Genomic DNA, 17,265 nt, shown 5'->3' on the forward strand with positions numbered 1-17,265 from the left:
ACGGGTTCGCACATGCGTCGTGCGCGGTATGAGTAGGGTCAACACCGACGCCGGCGACACCGTGGCCGCCCGGACGACGATGCTTTGTACCTGCCGGAGCCCCTGGGCGTGGCGAACCTTCCACGGCCTGGCGTGACGGAAACGAGCCGCTAGGAGTAGCACAGCTGTGACCGAGCAGTTGATCTGGTCTGACATCGACCGCCGCGCGGTGGACACCGCCCGCGTCCTGGCCATGGACGCCGTCGAGAAGGCCGGCAACGGCCACCCGGGCACCGCGATGAGCCTCGCGCCCCTGGCTTATCTGTTGTTCCAGCGGGCCATGCGGCTCGACCCCAACGACCCGGACTGGACCGGCCGCGACCGCTTCGTGCTGTCCGCCGGCCACTCCTCCCTCACCCAGTACGTCCAGCTCTTCCTCGCCGGCTACGGCCTGGAGCTGTCGGACCTGCAGGCGCTGCGCCAGTGGGGCTCGCTGACCCCGGGCCACCCCGAGCACGGGCACACCCGCGGCGTGGAGACCACCACCGGTCCGCTGGGCCAGGGCCTGGGCAACGCCGTCGGCATGGCGATGGCGGCGCGCCGCGAGCGCGGCCTGTTCGACCCGGACGCCGCCCCCGGCACCAGCCCGTTCGACCACCACATCTACGTGATCTGCTCGGACGGCGACATCGAGGAGGGCGTGACCCACGAGGTCTCCTCGATCGCGGGCCACCAGAAGCTGGACAACCTCATCGTCTTCTACGACGACAACGAGATCTCGATCGAGGACAACACCCTCATCGCGAAGTCCGAGGACGTCTGCAAGCGCTACGAGGCGTACGGCTGGCACGTCGAGCGGGTGGACTGGACCGGCGGCGACACCGGTTACCACGAGGACATCCCGGCGCTGTGGGCGGCGATCCAGCGCGCCAAGGCGGTCACCGACCGGCCCAGCTTCATCGCGCTGCGCACGATCATCGGCTGGCCCGCGCCGACCAAGCAGAACACCGGCAAGATCCACGGCTCGGCGGTGGGCCCGAACGAGGCCGCCGCGGTCAAGGAGCTGCTCGGCTTCGACCCGGCCGTCGCGTTCCCGGTCGAGGACGAGGTCATCGCGCACACCCGCGCCGTGACCGAGCGCGGCCGCCTGCTGCACGAGCAGTGGGAGGAGGCCTTCCACGACTGGGCGAAGACCAACCCGGAGCGGCTGGCGCTGTTCGACCGGATGAGCACCCGCACCCTGCCCGCGGGCTGGGAGAAGGCGCTGCCGTCCTTCCCGCACGACCCGAAGGGCCTGGCCACCCGGGCCGCGTCCGGCCAGGTGCTGAACGCGCTCGCGCCGGTGCTGCCGGAGCTGTGGGGCGGCTCGGCCGACCTGGCCGAGAGCAACAACACCACGATGAAGGGCGAGCCGTCGTTCGTCCCGGCCGAGTTCGCCACCAAGGAGTTCCCCGGCGACGAGTACGGCCGCACGCTGCACTTCGGCATCCGCGAGCACGGCATGGGCTCGATCATGAACGGCATCGCCCTGCACGGCGGCACCCGCGTGTACGGCGGCACGTTCCTGGTCTTCTCCGACTACATGCGCCCGCCGGTGCGCCTGGCCGCGCTGATGAAGCTGCCGGTGACGTACGTCTGGACGCACGACTCGATCGGCCTCGGCGAGGACGGCCCGACCCACCAGCCGGTCGAGCAGCTCACCGCGCTGCGCGCCATCCCCGGCCTGGACGTGGTGCGCCCGGCCGACGCCAACGAGACCGCGCACGCCTGGCGCATGGCGCTGGAGCACAGCGACCGGCCCACCGCGCTGGCGCTGACCCGGCAGAACGTGCCCACGCTCGACCCGGCGAAGATCACCGGCTTCGAGCGCGGCGGCTACATCCTGGAGGAGGCCTCCACCGGCACGCCGCAGGTGATCCTCATCGGCACCGGCTCCGAGGTCTCGATCTGCCTCAAGGCCCAGGAGCTGCTGGAGGACGAGGACGTGCCCACCCGGGTCGTGTCCATGCCGTGCCAGGAGTGGTTCCGCGCCCAGGACGCGGGGTACCGGGAGTCCGTGCTGCCCGCGAACGTCAAGGCCCGCGTGAGCGTCGAGGCCGGTATCGCCATGTCGTGGCGTGACCTGGTCGGCGACGCCGGCGAGTCGGTGAGCCTGGAGCACTACGGCGCGTCCGCCCCGGCGGCCACCCTGTTCGAGAAGTTCGGTTTCACCCCGGAGGCGGTCGCGGCCGCGGCCCGCCGCTCCCTGAACAAGGCAGGCGAGTGACACATGACTGATCCACTGGGCGAGCTCTCCGCCGCGGGCGTCGCGGTATGGCTCGACGACATCTCCCGTGAGCGGCTGACCGAGGGCGGCAAGCACACCGCCCTGGCCAAGCTGCAGGACGAGTCGCACGTCGTCGGTGTGACCAGCAACCCGACCATCTTCGCGGGCGCGCTGGCGGGCAGCGACGACTACGACGCGCAGCTGCACGACCTGAAGGTGCGCGGCGTCACGGTCGACGAGGCCGTGCGCATGCTCACCACGTACGACATCCGCTGGGCCTGCGACGTGATGCGCCCGGCGTTCGACGCCTCCGGCGGGGCCGACGGCCGGGTGTCCATCGAGGTCGACCCGCGGCTGGCCGACCAGACCGAGCCGACCATCGCCGAGGCCAAGCAGCTGTGGTGGCTGGTCGACCGGCCCAACCTGTTCATCAAGATCCCGGCGACCTTGGCCGGCCTGCCCGCGATCACAGCGGCGCTGGCCGAGGGCATCAGCGTCAACGTGACGCTGATCTTCTCGCTGGAGCGCTACCGCGCGGTGATGGACGCCTGGTTGACCGGCCTGGAGCAGGCGCAGGCCAACGGGCACGACATCTCGAAGATCGAGTCCGTGGCGTCGTTCTTCGTATCGCGCTTCGACACCGAGATCGACAAGCGGCTGGAGAAGATCGGCACTCCGGACGCGCTCGCCCTGCGCGGGCAGGCCGCGGTCGCCAACGCCCGGCTGGCGTACGGCGCGCACCTGGACGTCGTCAACGGCCAGCGCTGGGCCGCTCTCAAGGCCGCCGGAGCCAAGCCGCAGCGGCCGCTGTGGGCCTCCACCGGCACCAAGAACGAGGCCTACCCGGACACGCTCTACATCGAGCAGCTGATCGCGCCGAACACGGTCAACACCATGCCGGAGAAGACCATGAAGGCCTTCGCCGACCACGGCAAGGTGCCCGGCGACACGGTCACCGGCAACCTGCAGTCGGCCGAGATGACCCTCGACGCGCTGCGCGAGGTCGGCATCGACTACGACGACGTGGTGGAGTTCCTGGAGCGGGACGGTGTCGCCAAGTTCGACGCCAGCTGGAAGGAACTGCTCGCGGGCGTGCAGGCGAAGCTGGAGCAGGCGTGAGCGAGCGCAGCGAGCGAACCATGGTGCAGGTAGGACACGCCGCCGACGAGCGCAGCGAGGAGAAGGCGTGACGGACAACTTTGAGGAAGTCGTGTTCGGCGGCGGGCTGACCGTGCGGGTGTCCCGCGAGGTCGCCGAGGCGGCCGAGCCCGTGCTGGCGCAGCTGCTGGCCGACGGGGTGCCCGCGAAGCTGGCGGCCAAGGACGCCACGCTGTGGGGCCCGGCCGCCGAGGCCGAGGCGTCGATCCGGCTCGGCTGGGTGGACACCTTCCAGCGCAGCCGGGCGCTGCTGCCGCAGCTCGCCGAGCTGCACGACGAGCTGGGCGACCTGGACCACGTGGTGCTGGCCGGCATGGGCGGCTCCTCGCTGGCCCCCGAGGTGATCTCCCTCACCCTGGGCAAGCGGCTCACCGTGCTGGACACCACCGACCCCGGCCAGGTCGCCGCCGCGCTGCGCGACCGGCTGGACCGCACCGTGGTGGTGGTGTCGAGCAAGTCCGGCGGCACCGTGGAGACCGACAGCCACCGCCGGGCGTACCTGCAGGCGTTCCTCGACGCCGGGCTGAGCCCGGCCGAGGCCGGCCGGCGCTTCGTCGTCGTCACCGACCCCGGCTCGCCGCTGGAGGCGACCGCCCGCGAGATGGGCGCGACCGTGCTGCTGGCCGACTCGGACGTGGGCGGCCGCTACTCGGCGCTGACCGCGTTCGGCCTGGTGCCGACGGCGCTGACCGGGGTGGACGTGGCCGAACTGCTGGACCAGGCCGAGGAGTTCGCGACCACGCTGACCGGCGACCTCGACAACCCGGCGTTCCTGCTCGGCGCGGCGATGGGCGCGGCAGCCCTGGCGGGCCGCGACAAGATCGCGCTGGTGGACGACGGCAGCGGCATCACCGGCCTGGGCGACTGGGCCGAGCAGCTGATCGCCGAGTCCACCGGCAAGGACGGCAAGGGCATCCTGCCGGTCGTGGTGGAGACCCCGATCAGCGCCGGTGCGACCGGCTCCGACGTGCTGACCGCCACGGTCGGCGGGTCGCTGGGCGTCGGCGCCGTGCCGGGCAGCGGCGTCGTGCCGCACGTCTCGGTCAACGGGCCGCTCGGCGCGCAGTTCCTGTGCTGGGAGGTCGCGACCGCGGTGGCCGGACGGGTGCTCGGCATCGACCCGTTCGACCAGCCCAACGTCACCGAGTCCAAGCAGAACACGAACAAGATCCTGGAGGCGGGCCTACCGGCGGCGACACCGTCGTTCACCGAGGGCGCCGTCGTCGGGTACGGCGACGCGAGCTCCCTGGAAGACGCGCTGCGCGCCCTGCTCGGGGCCACGGGCGAAAACGGCTACGTCGCCGTGATGGCCTACCTCGACCGGTTCGCCGACGCGGACACCGCCAAGCTGCGCGAGCTGCTGGCGAGCGCGAGCGGCCGCCCGGTGACGTTCGGCTGGGGCCCGCGCTTCCTGCACTCGACCGGCCAGTACCACAAGGGCGGCCCGCAGAACGGCGCGTTCCTGCAGATCACCGGCGAGGCCGCCGAGGACCTGGCAGTGCCGGGCAAGCCGTACACCTTCGGTCGGCTGCAGGCGGCGCAGGCCGCGGGCGATCGGCAGGCGCTCGCCGGGCGCGACCGCCCGCTGCTGCACCTGCACCTGACCGACCGGGCCAAGGGCATCGCCCAGCTGCTGGACGCCGCGGCCCGGCTCCAGCCGGACAAGGAGAGGTGACGTCACGTGACCGTGTCGTCCGACCCGCAGCGGCGCAATCCGCTGCGGGACCCCCAGGACCGCCGACTGCCGCGGATCCCGGAGCCCTGCGCGCTCGTCATCTTCGGGGTCACCGGCGACCTCGCCCGCAAGAAGCTCATCCCGGCCGTGTACGACCTGGCCAACCGCGGCCTGCTGCCGCCCGGCTTCGTGATCGCCGGCTTCGCCCGGCGTGACTGGGGCGACGGCGACTTCGAGAACGTGGCCCGCACGGCGGCCATGGAGCACGCGCGGACCCCGTGGCGCGAGGAGGTCTGGGCCCGGCTGGCGGGCAACTTCCGCTTCGTGGGCGGCGCGTTCGACGACGACGCCGCCTTCGACCGGCTGCACGACTGCCTGAACGAGCTGCGCGACTCGCACGGCATCATGGGCAACGCCGCGTTCTACCTGTCCATCCCCCCGGCCGCCTTCCCGACCGTGCTCAAGCAGCTGGAGCGCACCGGCATGGCCGACAACGCCAAGTCGGGCGGCTGGCGGCGGGTCGTGGTGGAGAAGCCGTTCGGCGAGGACCTGGAGTCGGCCAAGGCGCTCAACGACCTGGTCGACGACGTGGTCAGCGCGGAGGACGTCTTCCGCATCGACCACTACCTGGGCAAGGAGACGGTCCAGAACATCCTGGCGCTGCGCTTCGCGAACTCGCTGTTCGAGCCCCTGTGGAACTCCAAGTACGTCGACTCGGTGCAGATCACCATGGCCGAGGACGTCGGCATCGGCACCCGGGCCGGCTTCTACGACGCCACCGGCGCGGCCCGCGACGTCATGCAGAACCACCTGATGCAGCTGCTGGCGCTGGTCGCCATGGAGGAGCCGACCACGTTCGACGCCTCCGAGATCCGCGCGGAGAAGCTCAAGGTGCTGCGGGCGACCGTGCCGCCGAAGGACGTGGCCGCCGAGACCGTGCGCGGGCAGTACCTGACCGGCTGGGTCGCCGGGGCCCGGGTGCCGGGCTACCTGGAGGAGTCGGACGTCCCGCCGGACTCGGACACCGAGACGTACGCGGCGGTGCGGCTGACCATCCAGAACCGCCGCTGGGCGGGCGTGCCGTTCTACATCCGCTGCGGCAAGCGCTTGCCCCGGCGGGTCACCGAGGTCGCGGTGCTGTTCAAGAAGGCCCCGCACCTGCCGTTCTACCCCGAGGACGTGGAGCTGCTGGGCAACAACCAGCTGGTCATCCGGGTCCAGCCGGACGAGGGCGTGATGCTGAAGTTCGGCTCCAAGGTGCCCGGCACCCAGATGGAGCTGCGCGACATCACCATGGACTTCGCCTACGGCGAGGCCTTCACCGAGTCCAGCCCCGAGGCGTACGAGCGACTCATCCTCGACGTTCTGCTCGGCGACCGGACGCTGTTCCCGGACGCGGCGGAGGTCGAGGAGGGCTGGCGCATCATCGACCCGCTGGAGGACGCCTGGGCGGGCACCAAGCCCGCAACGTACCGGGCGGGCGAGTGGGGTCCGCGCGAGGCCGACGAGATGCTGGCCCGCGAGGGCCGCACCTGGCGGCGGGCATGAGCGAGCTGTTGATCACGCTGGGAAGTGGGACGGAATGCTAGCCCTGTGGGACACCACCGGTAACGAGGTGGTGCGCAAGCTCGCCTCGGAGCGGCGCAACGCGGGCGGCGTCGCCAGCGGCCTCGCCCTCAACCTGGTCGTCATCGTGGACGAGGGCCGGGTGCGCCAGGTCGAGGACGCGGCCACCATCGCCGCCGCGTCGCACCCCTGCCGCCTGCTCGTGGTCAGCCGCGGCCCGGTCGCGGGCGTCGACGCGGCGACCGCCAACGCCAAGAACCGGCTCGACGCCGAGATCGTCGTCGGCGGGCGGCTCGGACCGTGCGAGGCCGTGATCATGCGGATGCACGGCCGGCTCGCCCTGCACAGCGAGTCGGTGGTCATGCCGCTGCTGGCCCCGGACGTGCCGGTGGTCACCTGGTGGCACGGCTGCCCGCCCGAGCACATCGCATACGACCCGCTGGGCGTCGTCGCGGAGCGCCGGGTCACCGACATCGCCCAGTGCCCCGACCCGGCCGCGGCGCTGCGGCAGCGGGCGCTGGACTACGCCCCCGGCGACACCGACCTGTCCTGGACCCGGCTGACCGGCTGGCGCTCGCTGATCGCGGGCGCTTTCGACACCGCGTCGGCGGGCGCGCTGTCGGCGACGGTGCACGCCGCCGCGGGCGACCCGCTGGGCGCGCTGCTGCGCGGCTGGATCATGGCCCGGATGGGCGTCCCGGTGCAGCTCGCCGAGGTCTCCGGCCCGCTGCACGGGGTCGACTTCGCGCTGGCCGACGGCGGCTCGCTGAGCCTGCACAGCACCGGCGACGGCATGGCCCTGCTGCGCAAGTCCGGCTCGCTGGACCAGGTGCTGCCGCTGGTGGAACGCCGCCTGGGCGAGGTGCTGGCCGAGGAGCTGCAGCGCCTCGACGCCGACCAGCCGTACGCGGCGGCGCTGGCCGCGGCGACGGGAATCGAGAACCTCGGCGACCGGGCGTCCACCCGTACCCACATCTGGCAGGACCCGGCGTGGGAACCGGTGGCCGCATGAGCGAGCGTCAGCGAGCGAATCAGAGGCCCGGTGTCCATGCCGCCGACGAGCGAAGCGAGGAGAAGGCATGAGCACGGACACCGCACCCGGCGCGCATGCCGCCGACGGGTCCGTGCCGGCACCGACCGTGGTCGTGCACGCCGACGCGGACCTGCTGGCCACAGCGGTTGCCGCACGGCTCGTCGTGCGGATACAGGACGCGCAGGCCGCGCGGGGCACGGCCGACGTCGTGCTGACCGGCGGCCGGGTCGCGGCGGCCGTGTACCGGGCCGTGCTGGCCGCCCCGGCCCGCGACGCGGTCGACTGGTCCCGGGTCAACCTGTGGTGGGGGGACGAGCGTTTCCTGCCCGCCGGGGACCCGGACCGCAACGAGACCCAGGCGCGCGCGGCCCTGCTGGACTCGCTGCCGCTCGACCCGGCGCGGGTGCACCCGATGCCACCCTCGGACGGCCCCGACGGCGCAGACCCGGAACTGGCGGCCGCGCGGTACGCCGCGGAGCTGGCCCGGCACGCGCCCGACGGGGGCGCGCTGCCGCGCTTCGACCTGGTGCTGCTCGGCGTCGGCGAGGACGGCCACGTGGCGTCGGTGTTCCCGGGCCACCCGAGCTCGGCCGAACCCGGGCCGGTCTGCGCGGTCCGGGACAGCCCGAAGCCGCCGCCGCTGCGCACCACGCTCACCATCCCCGCCCTGGACACCGCCGACGAGGTCTGGCTGATCGCCGCCGGGCCGGACAAGGCCGAGTCCGTCGGTGCGGCGCTGACCGGGCCGGCGCTGCTGCCGGCCGCCCGGGTGCACGGCGTCTCGCGCACCGTCTGGCTGCTCGACCGGGCGGCGGCGGCGAACGCCCCGGCGCACTTCGCCCCGCGCTGATCAGCCGAGTAACGCCGAAAGGGCGGCCGACCCGAAGGTCAGCCGCCCTTTCGCGTGCTTGCGTTCGTCAGCCGACGGCGCCGGCGGCCATTTCGAGCTTCAGCCAGAGGCCGAGCCCCACGATGCAGGCGAACCAGACGATGCCCACCAGCACGGTGTAGCGGTCGAGGTTCTTCTCCGCCACCGACGACCCGGCCAGGCTCGACGACACACCGCCGCCGAACATGCTGGACAGGCCGCCGCCCTTGCCCCGGTGCAGCAGGACCAGCATCGTCAGCAGGGCGCTGGTGATGATCAGCAACACGATCAACGTGTAGGCGAAGCCGATCGGCATGAGCAGGTGTCCTTAGGCTCGGTGGCCGCTCGCGCGGCCTTGGGTGTCGGTCAACAATAGCGGTCCATCGTACCGGCTAGGAGGCCGAGGAGGTCACATCCACCGGGATCGAGGGGTCCTTCAGGCCCAGCGACGCCAGGTCGGGCGCGCCGAACTGGGCGTGGATGAAGGCCCCCGCGACGTTCGAACCGTACATGCGGATCGAGTTCGGGTACAGCACGGGGATGGTCACGGCCATCTCCGACAGCTTGCTGTCGATCTCGCCCCACAGCTTGTACTGCCGGTTCAGGTCCTGCTCGGCCAGCGCGTCGGCGATCGCCTTGTTGACGTCCGAGTCGTTCAGGAACGAGTAGTTCGAGCCGCTCTGCTCGCCGGTGGGCTTGACCAGCTTGCCGTCGAACAGCGGCGGGATGACCGCCGAGCCGTTCGCCCAGTCCGGGATCCAGCCCGCGTAGACCAGGTGGTTGCCGTGGCCCACGTCGGCGATGCGGCCCCAGTACTGGTCCGCCGGCAGCCGCTTGAGCTCGACCTTGATGCCGATGCGCACGTAGGCGTCGACCATCGTCTTGACGTAGCGGGCGATGGTGTCGTTCTCCGGCAGCGAGACCGAGATCTTCTCGGGGCAGGGCTTGCCGTCCTTGCGCGCCTTGTCGATGAGCGCGAGCGCCTTGTCCTCGTCACCGTCGCTGTCGGTGAGGGTGCCGTAGTGGTCGAACTTGGCGTGCGCCGCCAGGTTCGGCGGGATCATCGAGGTGGCCAGCTCACCGATCACCGAGCCGCCCATGGCCTGGCGGTACTTGCGCTTGTTGAACGCGTACGCCAGTGCCTTGCGGCAGTCCAGGTTCGGCACCATGACCGTGTTGATGGCGAAGTAGCGCACCGAGCCGCTGGGGCCGGTCGCCACCCGCTGCGAGAGCTTGGGGTCGTTGATGACCTGCTGCAGGAAGTTCGGCGCCACGTTGCTCTGCAACATGATCGTGTTGCGGTCGGCGCCCTGGTCCTGGATCAGCGCGTTGGTCACGGCCGGGTCGTTGGAGTCGACCACGAAGACGATCTTGTCAGGGTGGCCCTTGCGCACCGAGTCGAGGCTCGACGACCAGTGCTCGTTGCGGACCAGCGTGAAGCCCTTGTCGCCGGACCGCGGCTCCATGCGGTACGGGCCGTTGGACAGCGGACGCTTGTCGTAGGCGTCCTTGTCACCGTCGGCGCCCTGCTTGGCGGGCGAGAAGATCGGCAGCGCCACCGTGTAGTTGAAGTCGCCGGCCGGCTGCTTGAGCTTGAACTTGATGGTCCGGGTGTCCTCGCAGACCACCGAGTCCAGCCCCTTGCCGCTGTACGGGCCCTCGTACGGGGTGGCGTTGTCGGCCAGCATCAGCTCCGCGTAGGGCAGGCCCGAGTCGAACAGCGCCGCGAAGTTGCGCTCCACGCCGTACTTGACCTGCGAGCAGTTGACGGGCGAGCCGTCCTCCCACTTCACCCCCTCGCGCAGCTTGAACTCCCAGACCGTGTTCTTCTCACTCGGCCGGCCGAGGTCGGTGGCCAGGTCGGGCACCAGCTCGCTGCTGGCCGCGCCGGACTCGGCCTTGTAGGTGGTCAGGGTGCGCGACATCAGGCGGCTGATGTTGTTGTCCATCGCGGCCGCGATGCGCTGCGGGTCCAGGTGCTCGGGGAGCTGCGGCAACACGACGCGCAGGGTGCCGCCCGTGGAGACCGTGTCGTTGGCGTCGGCCGCCGAGTCGCAGGCGGAGGCGGCGCCGAGCGCCATGACCGCGACGGCGGCGGCGGTGATCTGCCGCATGCGGTGCTTGAGGTATGGCATCGTCGTCCTCCCAGCGGGCGTGGGGGTGGCCCGCCAAGGATCTCAGGGGTGGTCGGGGGGTGAACCGCTCGCAGCCGCACGACGTCTCGGTCGCCCGGCCACGCGCACACTCTAGGCACTACGGGGACCGGCGCGGCAGCCGGGAGTCAGATCGCAACAAAGCAGGACTGCGGGCATCCGAAAGATCACTTAGCGTGTACGTCAGGCGGTCCGGCCATAGACGAGGTCCGCCCCCGCGGCCGGAGCCGCGGGGGCGGAGCAGGTTCGTACCGGTGGCTCAGAGACCGAGGCGCACGAGCCGGGTGAACTCGTCGGCGTCGAGGCTCGCCCCGCCGACCAGCGCGCCGTCGATGTCGGGCTGCGCCATGATCGCGGCGACGTTGCCCGCCTTCACGGAGCCGCCGTAGAGCACCCGCACCGCCTGCGCGGTGGACTCGCCCTGGGTCTTGGCCAGCTGCGCGCGGATCGCCCCGATGACCTCCTGGGCGTCCTCGGGCGTGGCGGTCTTGCCGGTGCCGATCGCCCAGACCGGCTCGTACGCCACCACGACCTTCTCCACCTCGGCCGGGGTGAGCCCGGCCAGGCCGCCGTCGAGCTGCGCGAGCGTGTACTCGACGTGCTCGCCCTTCTCGCGGATGTCCAGGCCTTCGCCCACGCACAGGATCGGCGTGATCTCGTTGGCCAGCGCCGCCTTGACCTTGGCGTTGACCAGCGCGTCGGACTCGTTGTGGTACTGCCGGCGCTCCGAGTGGCCCACCGTCACGAACGAGCAGCCCAGCTTCGCCAGCATCGCGCCGGAGATCTCCCCGGTGTACGCGCCGGAGGGGTGCGCCGAGATGTCCTGCGCGCCGTACTTGATGAGCAGCCGGTCGCCGTCCACCAGCGTCTGCACGCTGCGGATGTCGGTGAACGGCGGCAGCACCGCGGCCTCGACGTCCTCGAGCTGCTTCTCGGTCAGGCTGAAGGCCAGCTTCTGCACGAGCGCGATGGCTTCGAGGTGGTTGAGGTTCATCTTCCAGTTGCCGGCCATCAGGGGCCGGCGCTTGACCTCTGCCATCACGCCTCCAGGGCTTCGAGACCGGGCAGCGACTTGCCCTCCAGGTACTCCAGGGAGGCGCCGCCGCCCGTGGAGATGTGGCCGAACGCGGCCTCGTCGATGCCGAGCGCGCGCACGGCCGCGGCCGAGTCGCCGCCGCCGACCACGGTGAAGCCGTCGACCTTGGTGATGGCCTCGGCCACACCCCGGGTGCCGTTGGCGAACGGGGCCAGCTCGAACACGCCCATCGGGCCGTTCCAGAAGACCGTCTTCGCGCCGGACAGCGCCTCGGTGAACAGGGCCACCGACTCGGGGCCGATGTCCAGGCCGAGCCAGCCGGCCGGGATCGCGTCCGCGGCGACCGTGTCGGTCGCGGCGTCGGCGGCGAACTTGTCGGCCACCACCACGTCGGTCGGCAGCACGATCCGGTCGCCGGCGCGGGCCAGCAGGTCGCGGCAGGTGTCGAGCATCTCCTCCTGCAGCAGCGACGCGCCCACCTCGTGGCCCTGGGCCTTGAGGAAGGTGAAGCACATGCCGCCGCCGATGAGCAGCTTGTCTGCCTTGCCGAGCAGGGCCTCGATCACGGCCAGCTTGTCGGAGACCTTCGAGCCGCCGAGGATCACCACGTACGGCGTGGCCGGGTTCTCGGTGAGCCGCTTGAGCACCTCGACCTCGCGCAGCACCAGGCCGCCCGCGTAGTGCGGGAGCCGGGAGGCGACGTCGTAGACGCTGGCGTGCTTGCGGTGCACCGCGCCGAAGGCGTCGTCGACGTACACGTCGCCGAACGCCGCCAGCTGGTCGGCGAACGCGCCGCGCACGGCGTCGTCCTTGCTGGTCTCGCCCACGTTGAAGCGCAGGTTCTCCAGCAGCACCACGCCGCCGGGGGTCAGCGCCGCCACCGCGTCCTGCGCCGACGGGCCGACCGTGTCACCGGCGAAGGTGACCGGCGAGCCCAGCAGCTCGGCGAAGCGCGTCGCGACCGGCGCGAGCGTGTACTTGGGGTCGGGCTCGCCCTTGGGGCGGCCCAGGTGCGACATGACGATCACCGAGGCGCCCGCGTCCCGCAGCGCCGTGATGGTCGGCAGCACCGCCCGGATCCGGCCGTCGTCGGCGATCGTCCCGGGGCTGTCCTTGACGAAGGGCACGTTCAGGTCGGCGCGCACGAGCACGCGCCGACCCGAGACACCCTCGGCGAGCAATTCGTCGAGGCCGCGCATTACAGCGAGGCGCCCACGAGCTTGGTGAGGTCCACCAGGCGGTTCGAGTAGCCCCACTCGTTGTCGTACCAGCCGACGACCTTCACCTGGTTGCCGATGACCTTGGTCAGGCCGGCGTCGAAGATGCAGGAGGCGGGGTCGGTCACGATGTCCGAGGAGACGATCTCGTCCTCGGTGTACACCAGGATGCCCTTGAGCGGGCCCTCGGCCGCGGCCTTGATCGCGGCGTTGACCTCCTCGACCGACGTCTCGCGAGCGGCGGTGAAGGTCAGGTCGGTGGCCGAGCCGGTCGGGATCGGCACGCGCAGCGCGAAGCCGTCCAGCTTGCCCTTGAGCTCCGGCAGCACCAGGCCGATCGCCTTGGCGGCGCCGGTCGAGGTCGGCACGATGTTCAGGGCCGCGGCGCGGGCGCGACGCAGGTCCTTGTGCGGGCCGTCCTGCAGGTTCTGGTCCTGGGTGTACGCGTGGATCGTGGTCATCAGACCCTTCTCGATCCCGATCGTGTCGTTCAGGACCTTCGCCATGGGGGCGAGGCAGTTCGTGGTGCAGGAGGCGTTCGAGATGATCGTGTGCTTGGCGGCGTCGTACTTGTCGCCGTTCACGCCGAGCACGATCGTGATGTCCTCACCCTTGGCCGGAGCCGAGATGATGACCTTCTTGGCGCCGTTGTCCGCGTGCACCTTCGCCTTGGCGGCGTCGGTGAACAGGCCCGTCGACTCGATGACGACGTCCGCGCCCAGGTCACCCCAGGGGAGCTTGCCCGGGTCGCGCTCGGCGAACGCCTTGAACGACTTGCCGTTGACCGTCAGCTCGGTCTCGGTCGCCTTCACCTCGTAGGGCAGGCGGCCCAGGATCGAGTCGTACTTGAGCAGGTGCGCCAGCGTCGCGTTGTCGGTCAGGTCGTTCACGGCCACCAGCTCGATGTCCGCGCCGGACGCGAGCAGCGCCCGGTAGAAGTTACGCCCGATCCGGCCGAAGCCGTTGATGCCAACCCGGATGGTCACAGGTCCCATCTCCTCGCCATGTGCGCCGACTGGCGGCAGTTCGCCCAGTGCGGCGGCCGATAGGTCACTCGCCCGGTCACGCCGCCAACACACCTGGCGGACGGCGTCGCGGCCGAGCTGCCGGCAGCGTCGCCGTACGGTTCCGACCCTAGCTGAGCTGTGGCAGACATCCCCGCCGGGGTCTTTGTTTCACCCCCGTGTCCCCTGTCACACGAAACCACAACGACCCCACCCCCAAGATCGCCACGCGGGTACGCCGAAACGCAGATCGCCGCGACCCGGGCGGGTCGCGGCGATCTCGGGGACGGCGGCTCAGACGGTGAGCATCTCGGCGGTGACGGCCGCCTCGGTGTCGGGGATGCCCAGGTCGCGGGCGCGCTTGTCGGCGAGGGCGAGCAGACGCCTTATGCGGCCGGCGATGGCGTCCTTGGTCAGCGGCGGGTCGGCCAGCGCGCCCAGCTCCTCCAGGGAGGCCTGGCGGTGCTCCAGGCGCAGGCGGCCCGCGCTGGTCAAGTGGCCGGGGGCGTCGTCGGCGAGGATCTCCAGGGCGCGGGTGACCCGGGCCGCCGCGGCGACCGCCGCCCGCGCCGAACGCCGAAGGTTCGCGTCGTCGAAGTTGGCCAGGCGGTTCGCGGTCGCGCGGACCTCGCGGCGCACCCGGCGCTCCTCCCAGGCCAGCACGCTGGAGTGCGCGCCGATACGAGTGAGCAGGGCGGCGATCGCGTCGCCGTCCTTGACCACGACGCGGTCGACGCCGCGCACCTCGCGGGCCTTGGCGGTGATGCCGAGTCGGCGGGCCGCGCCGACCAGCGCCAGGGCCGACTCCGGACCCGGGCAGGTGATCTCCAGGGCGCAGGAGCGGCCGGGCTCGGTCAGCGAGCCGTGCGCCAGGAACGCCCCGCGCCAGGCGGCCACGGCGCAGCACACGCTCGCCGAGACCACGTTCGGCGGCAGGCCCCGCACCGGCCGCCCGCGCACGTCCAGCAGGCCGGTCTGGCGCGCCAGCGCCTCGCCGTCCTTGACGATGCGCACGATGTAGTGGCTGCCTTTACGCAGCCCGCCCGACGCGAGGATGTGCACCTCGCTCGGGTAGCCGAACAGGTCGGCGATGGTGGTGCGCAGCCGCCGGGCCACCGCTCCGGTGTCCAGCTCCGCCTCCACCACGACGCGGCCCGAGACGATGTGCAGCCCGCCCGCGAAGCGCAGCAGTGCCGCCATCTCCGCGCGCCGGCAGCACGGCTTGGGCACGTCGACCCGGCTGAGCTCGTCTTTGACCGCAGCGGTCATCGCCATCGTGTCGTCACCTCGTGGCCGGTCGCGGCTGTGATGCCTGATTGTGTCGTGCGGTTTGTCGTACGTGCTTAACGAGCGGTGGCCAAGAGTGGCACCAGTGCGCGGCCCAATCGGACCGGATCGTGTCGCGCGGTGCCGTCCTGGACGGCCACCGGAGCGATCGCGATGCGAGCACCGAGTGATTCTGCCGCATTCGCGACCGGTTCGGGGTCTCCCACGGCATTCCTGTCGACCAGAACAATATCGACCTTGAGGTCCGGGAGGTACCGACCCAGCGCGCCCAGGTGATCAGGCAGCGACAGGCCCACCGTCTCGGAGTCCGCCGCCAGGTTCAGGGTCACCAGCCGACGTGCCGCGCTCGCGGTGACCGCGGCTGCCAGCTGCGGCACCAGCAGGTGCGGGATGACACTGGTGTACCAGCTCCCGGGCCCGAACACCAACCAGTCCGCGTCGGCGATCGCCGCCAGGGCCTGCGGGCACGCGTCGGGCTCCGGCGGCTCCAGCCGGACCTCCAGCACCCGCCCCTGGGCGACCGCGACCTGGTGCTGGCCACGCACGGTGACCTGCCGGCCGTCGACGAACAGGTCAGCCTCGATGCCCAGCGGTTTGTTCGACATCGGCAGCACCCGGCCCACCGCGCGCAGCATCGCCCCCGCCAGGTCGAGCGCCGCGACCGGGTCGCCGAGCTGCTCCATCAGGCCGCACAGCACCACGTTGCCGACCGGATGCCCGGCCAGTTCGTCGGCACCGCCGAAGCGGTACTGCATCAGCCGGGCGGTGCGGTCGCTGAGATCGTCGTCCCCGGCGAGGGCGGCCAGCGCCTGCCGCAGATCACCCGGAGGGAGTACGTCGCGGCCCGCGCGGATCCGGCCGCTGGAGCCGCCGTCGTCGGCAACGGTGACCACCGCGGTGATCTCCAGGGGCAGCCCGGTCGCGCGCAGCGCACGCAGGCTCGCGCTCAGCCCGTGCCCCCCGCCGAACGCCACCACCCGGATCCGGTCGCCGCCCGCCTGCGGCCTGAAACCGACCTCGCTCATTCGCGTCCCAGGTCGCGGTGCTGGGCATGGGCGACAACGCGCAGCTCGCGCAGCCGCTTGGCCAGTTCCTCGGCGATGGCGACGCTGCGGTGCTTGCCGCCGGTGCAGCCGACGGCCACGGTCAGGTAGCGCTTGCCCTCCCGCTCGAAGCCGGGCGCGGTCGCGGTCACCAGGCGCGCGTACGTCTCCACGAACGTGTTCGCCCCGCGCTGGCCCAGCACGTACCGGCTGACGTCCTCCTCGCGGCCGGTGTGCTCGCGCAGTTCGGGCACCCAGTACGGGTTGGGCAGGAAGCGGGCGTCCAGCACGAAGTCTGCGTCCGGGGGCAGGCCGTACTTGAAGCCGAACGACAGCACCGTGACCCGTAGCCGCAGCGCCTCAGGGCTGGCGAACAGCTCCTCGACCCGGGCCCGGAGCTGGTTCACGTTCAGGTGCGAGGTGTCGATGAGCACGTCGGCCTGCTCGCGGGCCTCGGCCAGCAGCGAGCGCTCGGCGGCGATGCCGTCGGACAGGCGGCCGTCGCCCTGCAGCGGGTGCGATCGGCGTACGCTCTCGAACCGCCTGATCAGCACCTCGTCGTCGGCGTCGACGAAGACCACCCGCGGCGAGAAGCCCTTCTCGCGCAGGTCGCGGATCGCGCCGGCGAGGTCGGTCGAGAAGACGCGGCTGCGCACGTCGAGCACCATCGCGGTGTGCCGGGCCGCGCCGCCGGCCTTCGCGGCCAGCTCGGCGAGCTGCACCAGCAGCGCCTGCGGCAGGTTGTCGACCACGTAGTAGCCGACGTTCTCCAGGGCGCGGGCCACGGTGCTGCGCCCGCCGCCGGAGACGCCGGTCACCACCACCAGGTTCGTGGCCGGGCCCTCGCCGGACTCGTCCCCGCTCCCCCTGGGCTCGCCCTGCTGCTCACCGCGCTCGCCCGGCGTACTGCGCCGGGCCGGTGTGTCCACGCTCACGTGTGCCCCCACTGCTGTCGTCGCCGCCTGCCGGGGCGGCCGCCC

General features: G+C 71.7%; 14 protein-coding genes. 6 read left to right on the forward strand and 8 right to left on the reverse strand.

Translation table 11 applies throughout. The annotated features are described in order from the left end of the window. Nucleotides 1-166: 166 nt before the first annotated feature. The 6 genes from tkt (at nucleotide 167) to pgl (ending at nucleotide 8,527) form a co-directional block, all read left to right on the forward strand. On the forward strand, nucleotides 167-2,245 hold the full coding sequence (tkt, locus tag AB0B35_RS01920) for a transketolase (RefSeq protein WP_361039508.1): 2,079 nt from the start codon (nucleotides 167-169) through the stop codon (nucleotides 2,243-2,245). 3 nt (nucleotides 2,246-2,248) lie between these two features. Then, complete coding sequence (tal, locus tag AB0B35_RS01925; RefSeq protein WP_360529207.1) at nucleotides 2,249-3,364, forward strand: transaldolase; 1,116 nt, start codon at nucleotides 2,249-2,251, stop codon at nucleotides 3,362-3,364. 67 nt (nucleotides 3,365-3,431) lie between these two features. Continuing rightward, on the forward strand, nucleotides 3,432-5,078 hold the full coding sequence (locus tag AB0B35_RS01930) for a glucose-6-phosphate isomerase (RefSeq protein WP_361039511.1): 1,647 nt from the start codon (nucleotides 3,432-3,434) through the stop codon (nucleotides 5,076-5,078). A 12-nt stretch (nucleotides 5,079-5,090) separates the two neighbouring features. Beyond that, on the forward strand, nucleotides 5,091-6,626 hold the full coding sequence (gene zwf, locus AB0B35_RS01935) for a glucose-6-phosphate dehydrogenase (RefSeq protein ID WP_360529605.1): 1,536 nt from the start codon (nucleotides 5,091-5,093) through the stop codon (nucleotides 6,624-6,626). 34 nt (nucleotides 6,627-6,660) lie between these two features. Beyond that, entirely contained in the window at nucleotides 6,661-7,656 is a 996-nt protein-coding gene (locus tag AB0B35_RS01940; protein WP_360529213.1) for a glucose-6-phosphate dehydrogenase assembly protein OpcA, read from the forward strand. A 112-nt stretch (nucleotides 7,657-7,768) separates the two neighbouring features. Then, on the forward strand, nucleotides 7,769-8,527 hold the full coding sequence (gene pgl / locus AB0B35_RS01945; protein ID WP_361039672.1) for a 6-phosphogluconolactonase: 759 nt from the start codon (nucleotides 7,769-7,771) through the stop codon (nucleotides 8,525-8,527). Between the two features lie 67 nt (nucleotides 8,528-8,594). Here pgl and secG read toward each other — a convergent pair whose 3' ends face one another. The 8 genes from secG to rapZ all read right to left on the reverse strand — a co-directional run bounded on the left by secG (nucleotide 8,595) and on the right by rapZ (nucleotide 17,112). Further along, nucleotides 8,595-8,861, reverse strand: coding sequence for a preprotein translocase subunit SecG (gene secG / locus AB0B35_RS01950; protein WP_203696709.1), 267 nt, complete (start codon nucleotides 8,859-8,861; stop codon nucleotides 8,595-8,597). Between the two features lie 76 nt (nucleotides 8,862-8,937). Beyond that, nucleotides 8,938-10,680, reverse strand: coding sequence for an ABC transporter substrate-binding protein (locus AB0B35_RS01955; protein ID WP_361039513.1), 1,743 nt, complete (start codon nucleotides 10,678-10,680; stop codon nucleotides 8,938-8,940). Between the two features lie 277 nt (nucleotides 10,681-10,957). Beyond that, nucleotides 10,958-11,737, reverse strand: coding sequence for a triose-phosphate isomerase (tpiA, locus tag AB0B35_RS01960; protein WP_361039516.1), 780 nt, complete (start codon nucleotides 11,735-11,737; stop codon nucleotides 10,958-10,960). Beyond that, nucleotides 11,737-12,933: a phosphoglycerate kinase gene (locus AB0B35_RS01965; RefSeq protein ID WP_361039519.1), complete on the reverse strand. Its 1,197-nt coding sequence runs from the start codon at nucleotides 12,931-12,933 to the stop codon at nucleotides 11,737-11,739. The genes tpiA and AB0B35_RS01965 overlap by 1 nt, the downstream gene beginning before the upstream one ends. Then, complete coding sequence (gene gap, locus AB0B35_RS01970; RefSeq protein ID WP_120315988.1) at nucleotides 12,933-13,937, reverse strand: type I glyceraldehyde-3-phosphate dehydrogenase; 1,005 nt, start codon at nucleotides 13,935-13,937, stop codon at nucleotides 12,933-12,935. The genes AB0B35_RS01965 and gap overlap by 1 nt, the downstream gene beginning before the upstream one ends. A 312-nt stretch (nucleotides 13,938-14,249) precedes the next feature. Continuing rightward, a complete protein-coding gene (gene whiA / locus AB0B35_RS01975; protein ID WP_120315989.1) occupies nucleotides 14,250-15,230 on the reverse strand; it encodes a DNA-binding protein WhiA in 981 nt (326 codons plus the stop codon). A 68-nt stretch (nucleotides 15,231-15,298) separates the two neighbouring features. Further along, nucleotides 15,299-16,267 carry a uridine diphosphate-N-acetylglucosamine-binding protein YvcK gene (gene yvcK, locus AB0B35_RS01980; protein WP_361039522.1) on the reverse strand — a complete coding sequence of 323 codons (969 nt, stop codon included), beginning with the start codon at nucleotides 16,265-16,267 and terminating at the stop codon, nucleotides 15,299-15,301. Next, nucleotides 16,264-17,112 (reverse strand): RNase adapter RapZ, encoded by an 849-nt coding sequence (gene rapZ, locus AB0B35_RS01985; protein ID WP_361039675.1) that lies wholly within the window; start codon nucleotides 17,110-17,112, stop codon nucleotides 16,264-16,266. The genes yvcK and rapZ overlap by 4 nt, the downstream gene beginning before the upstream one ends. Nucleotides 17,113-17,265: the final 153 nt, after the last annotated feature.

It is taken from the genome of Catellatospora sp. NPDC049133, assembly GCF_040648455.1.
Taxonomy (GTDB): Bacteria; Actinomycetota; Actinomycetes; order Mycobacteriales; family Micromonosporaceae; genus Catellatospora; species Catellatospora aurea.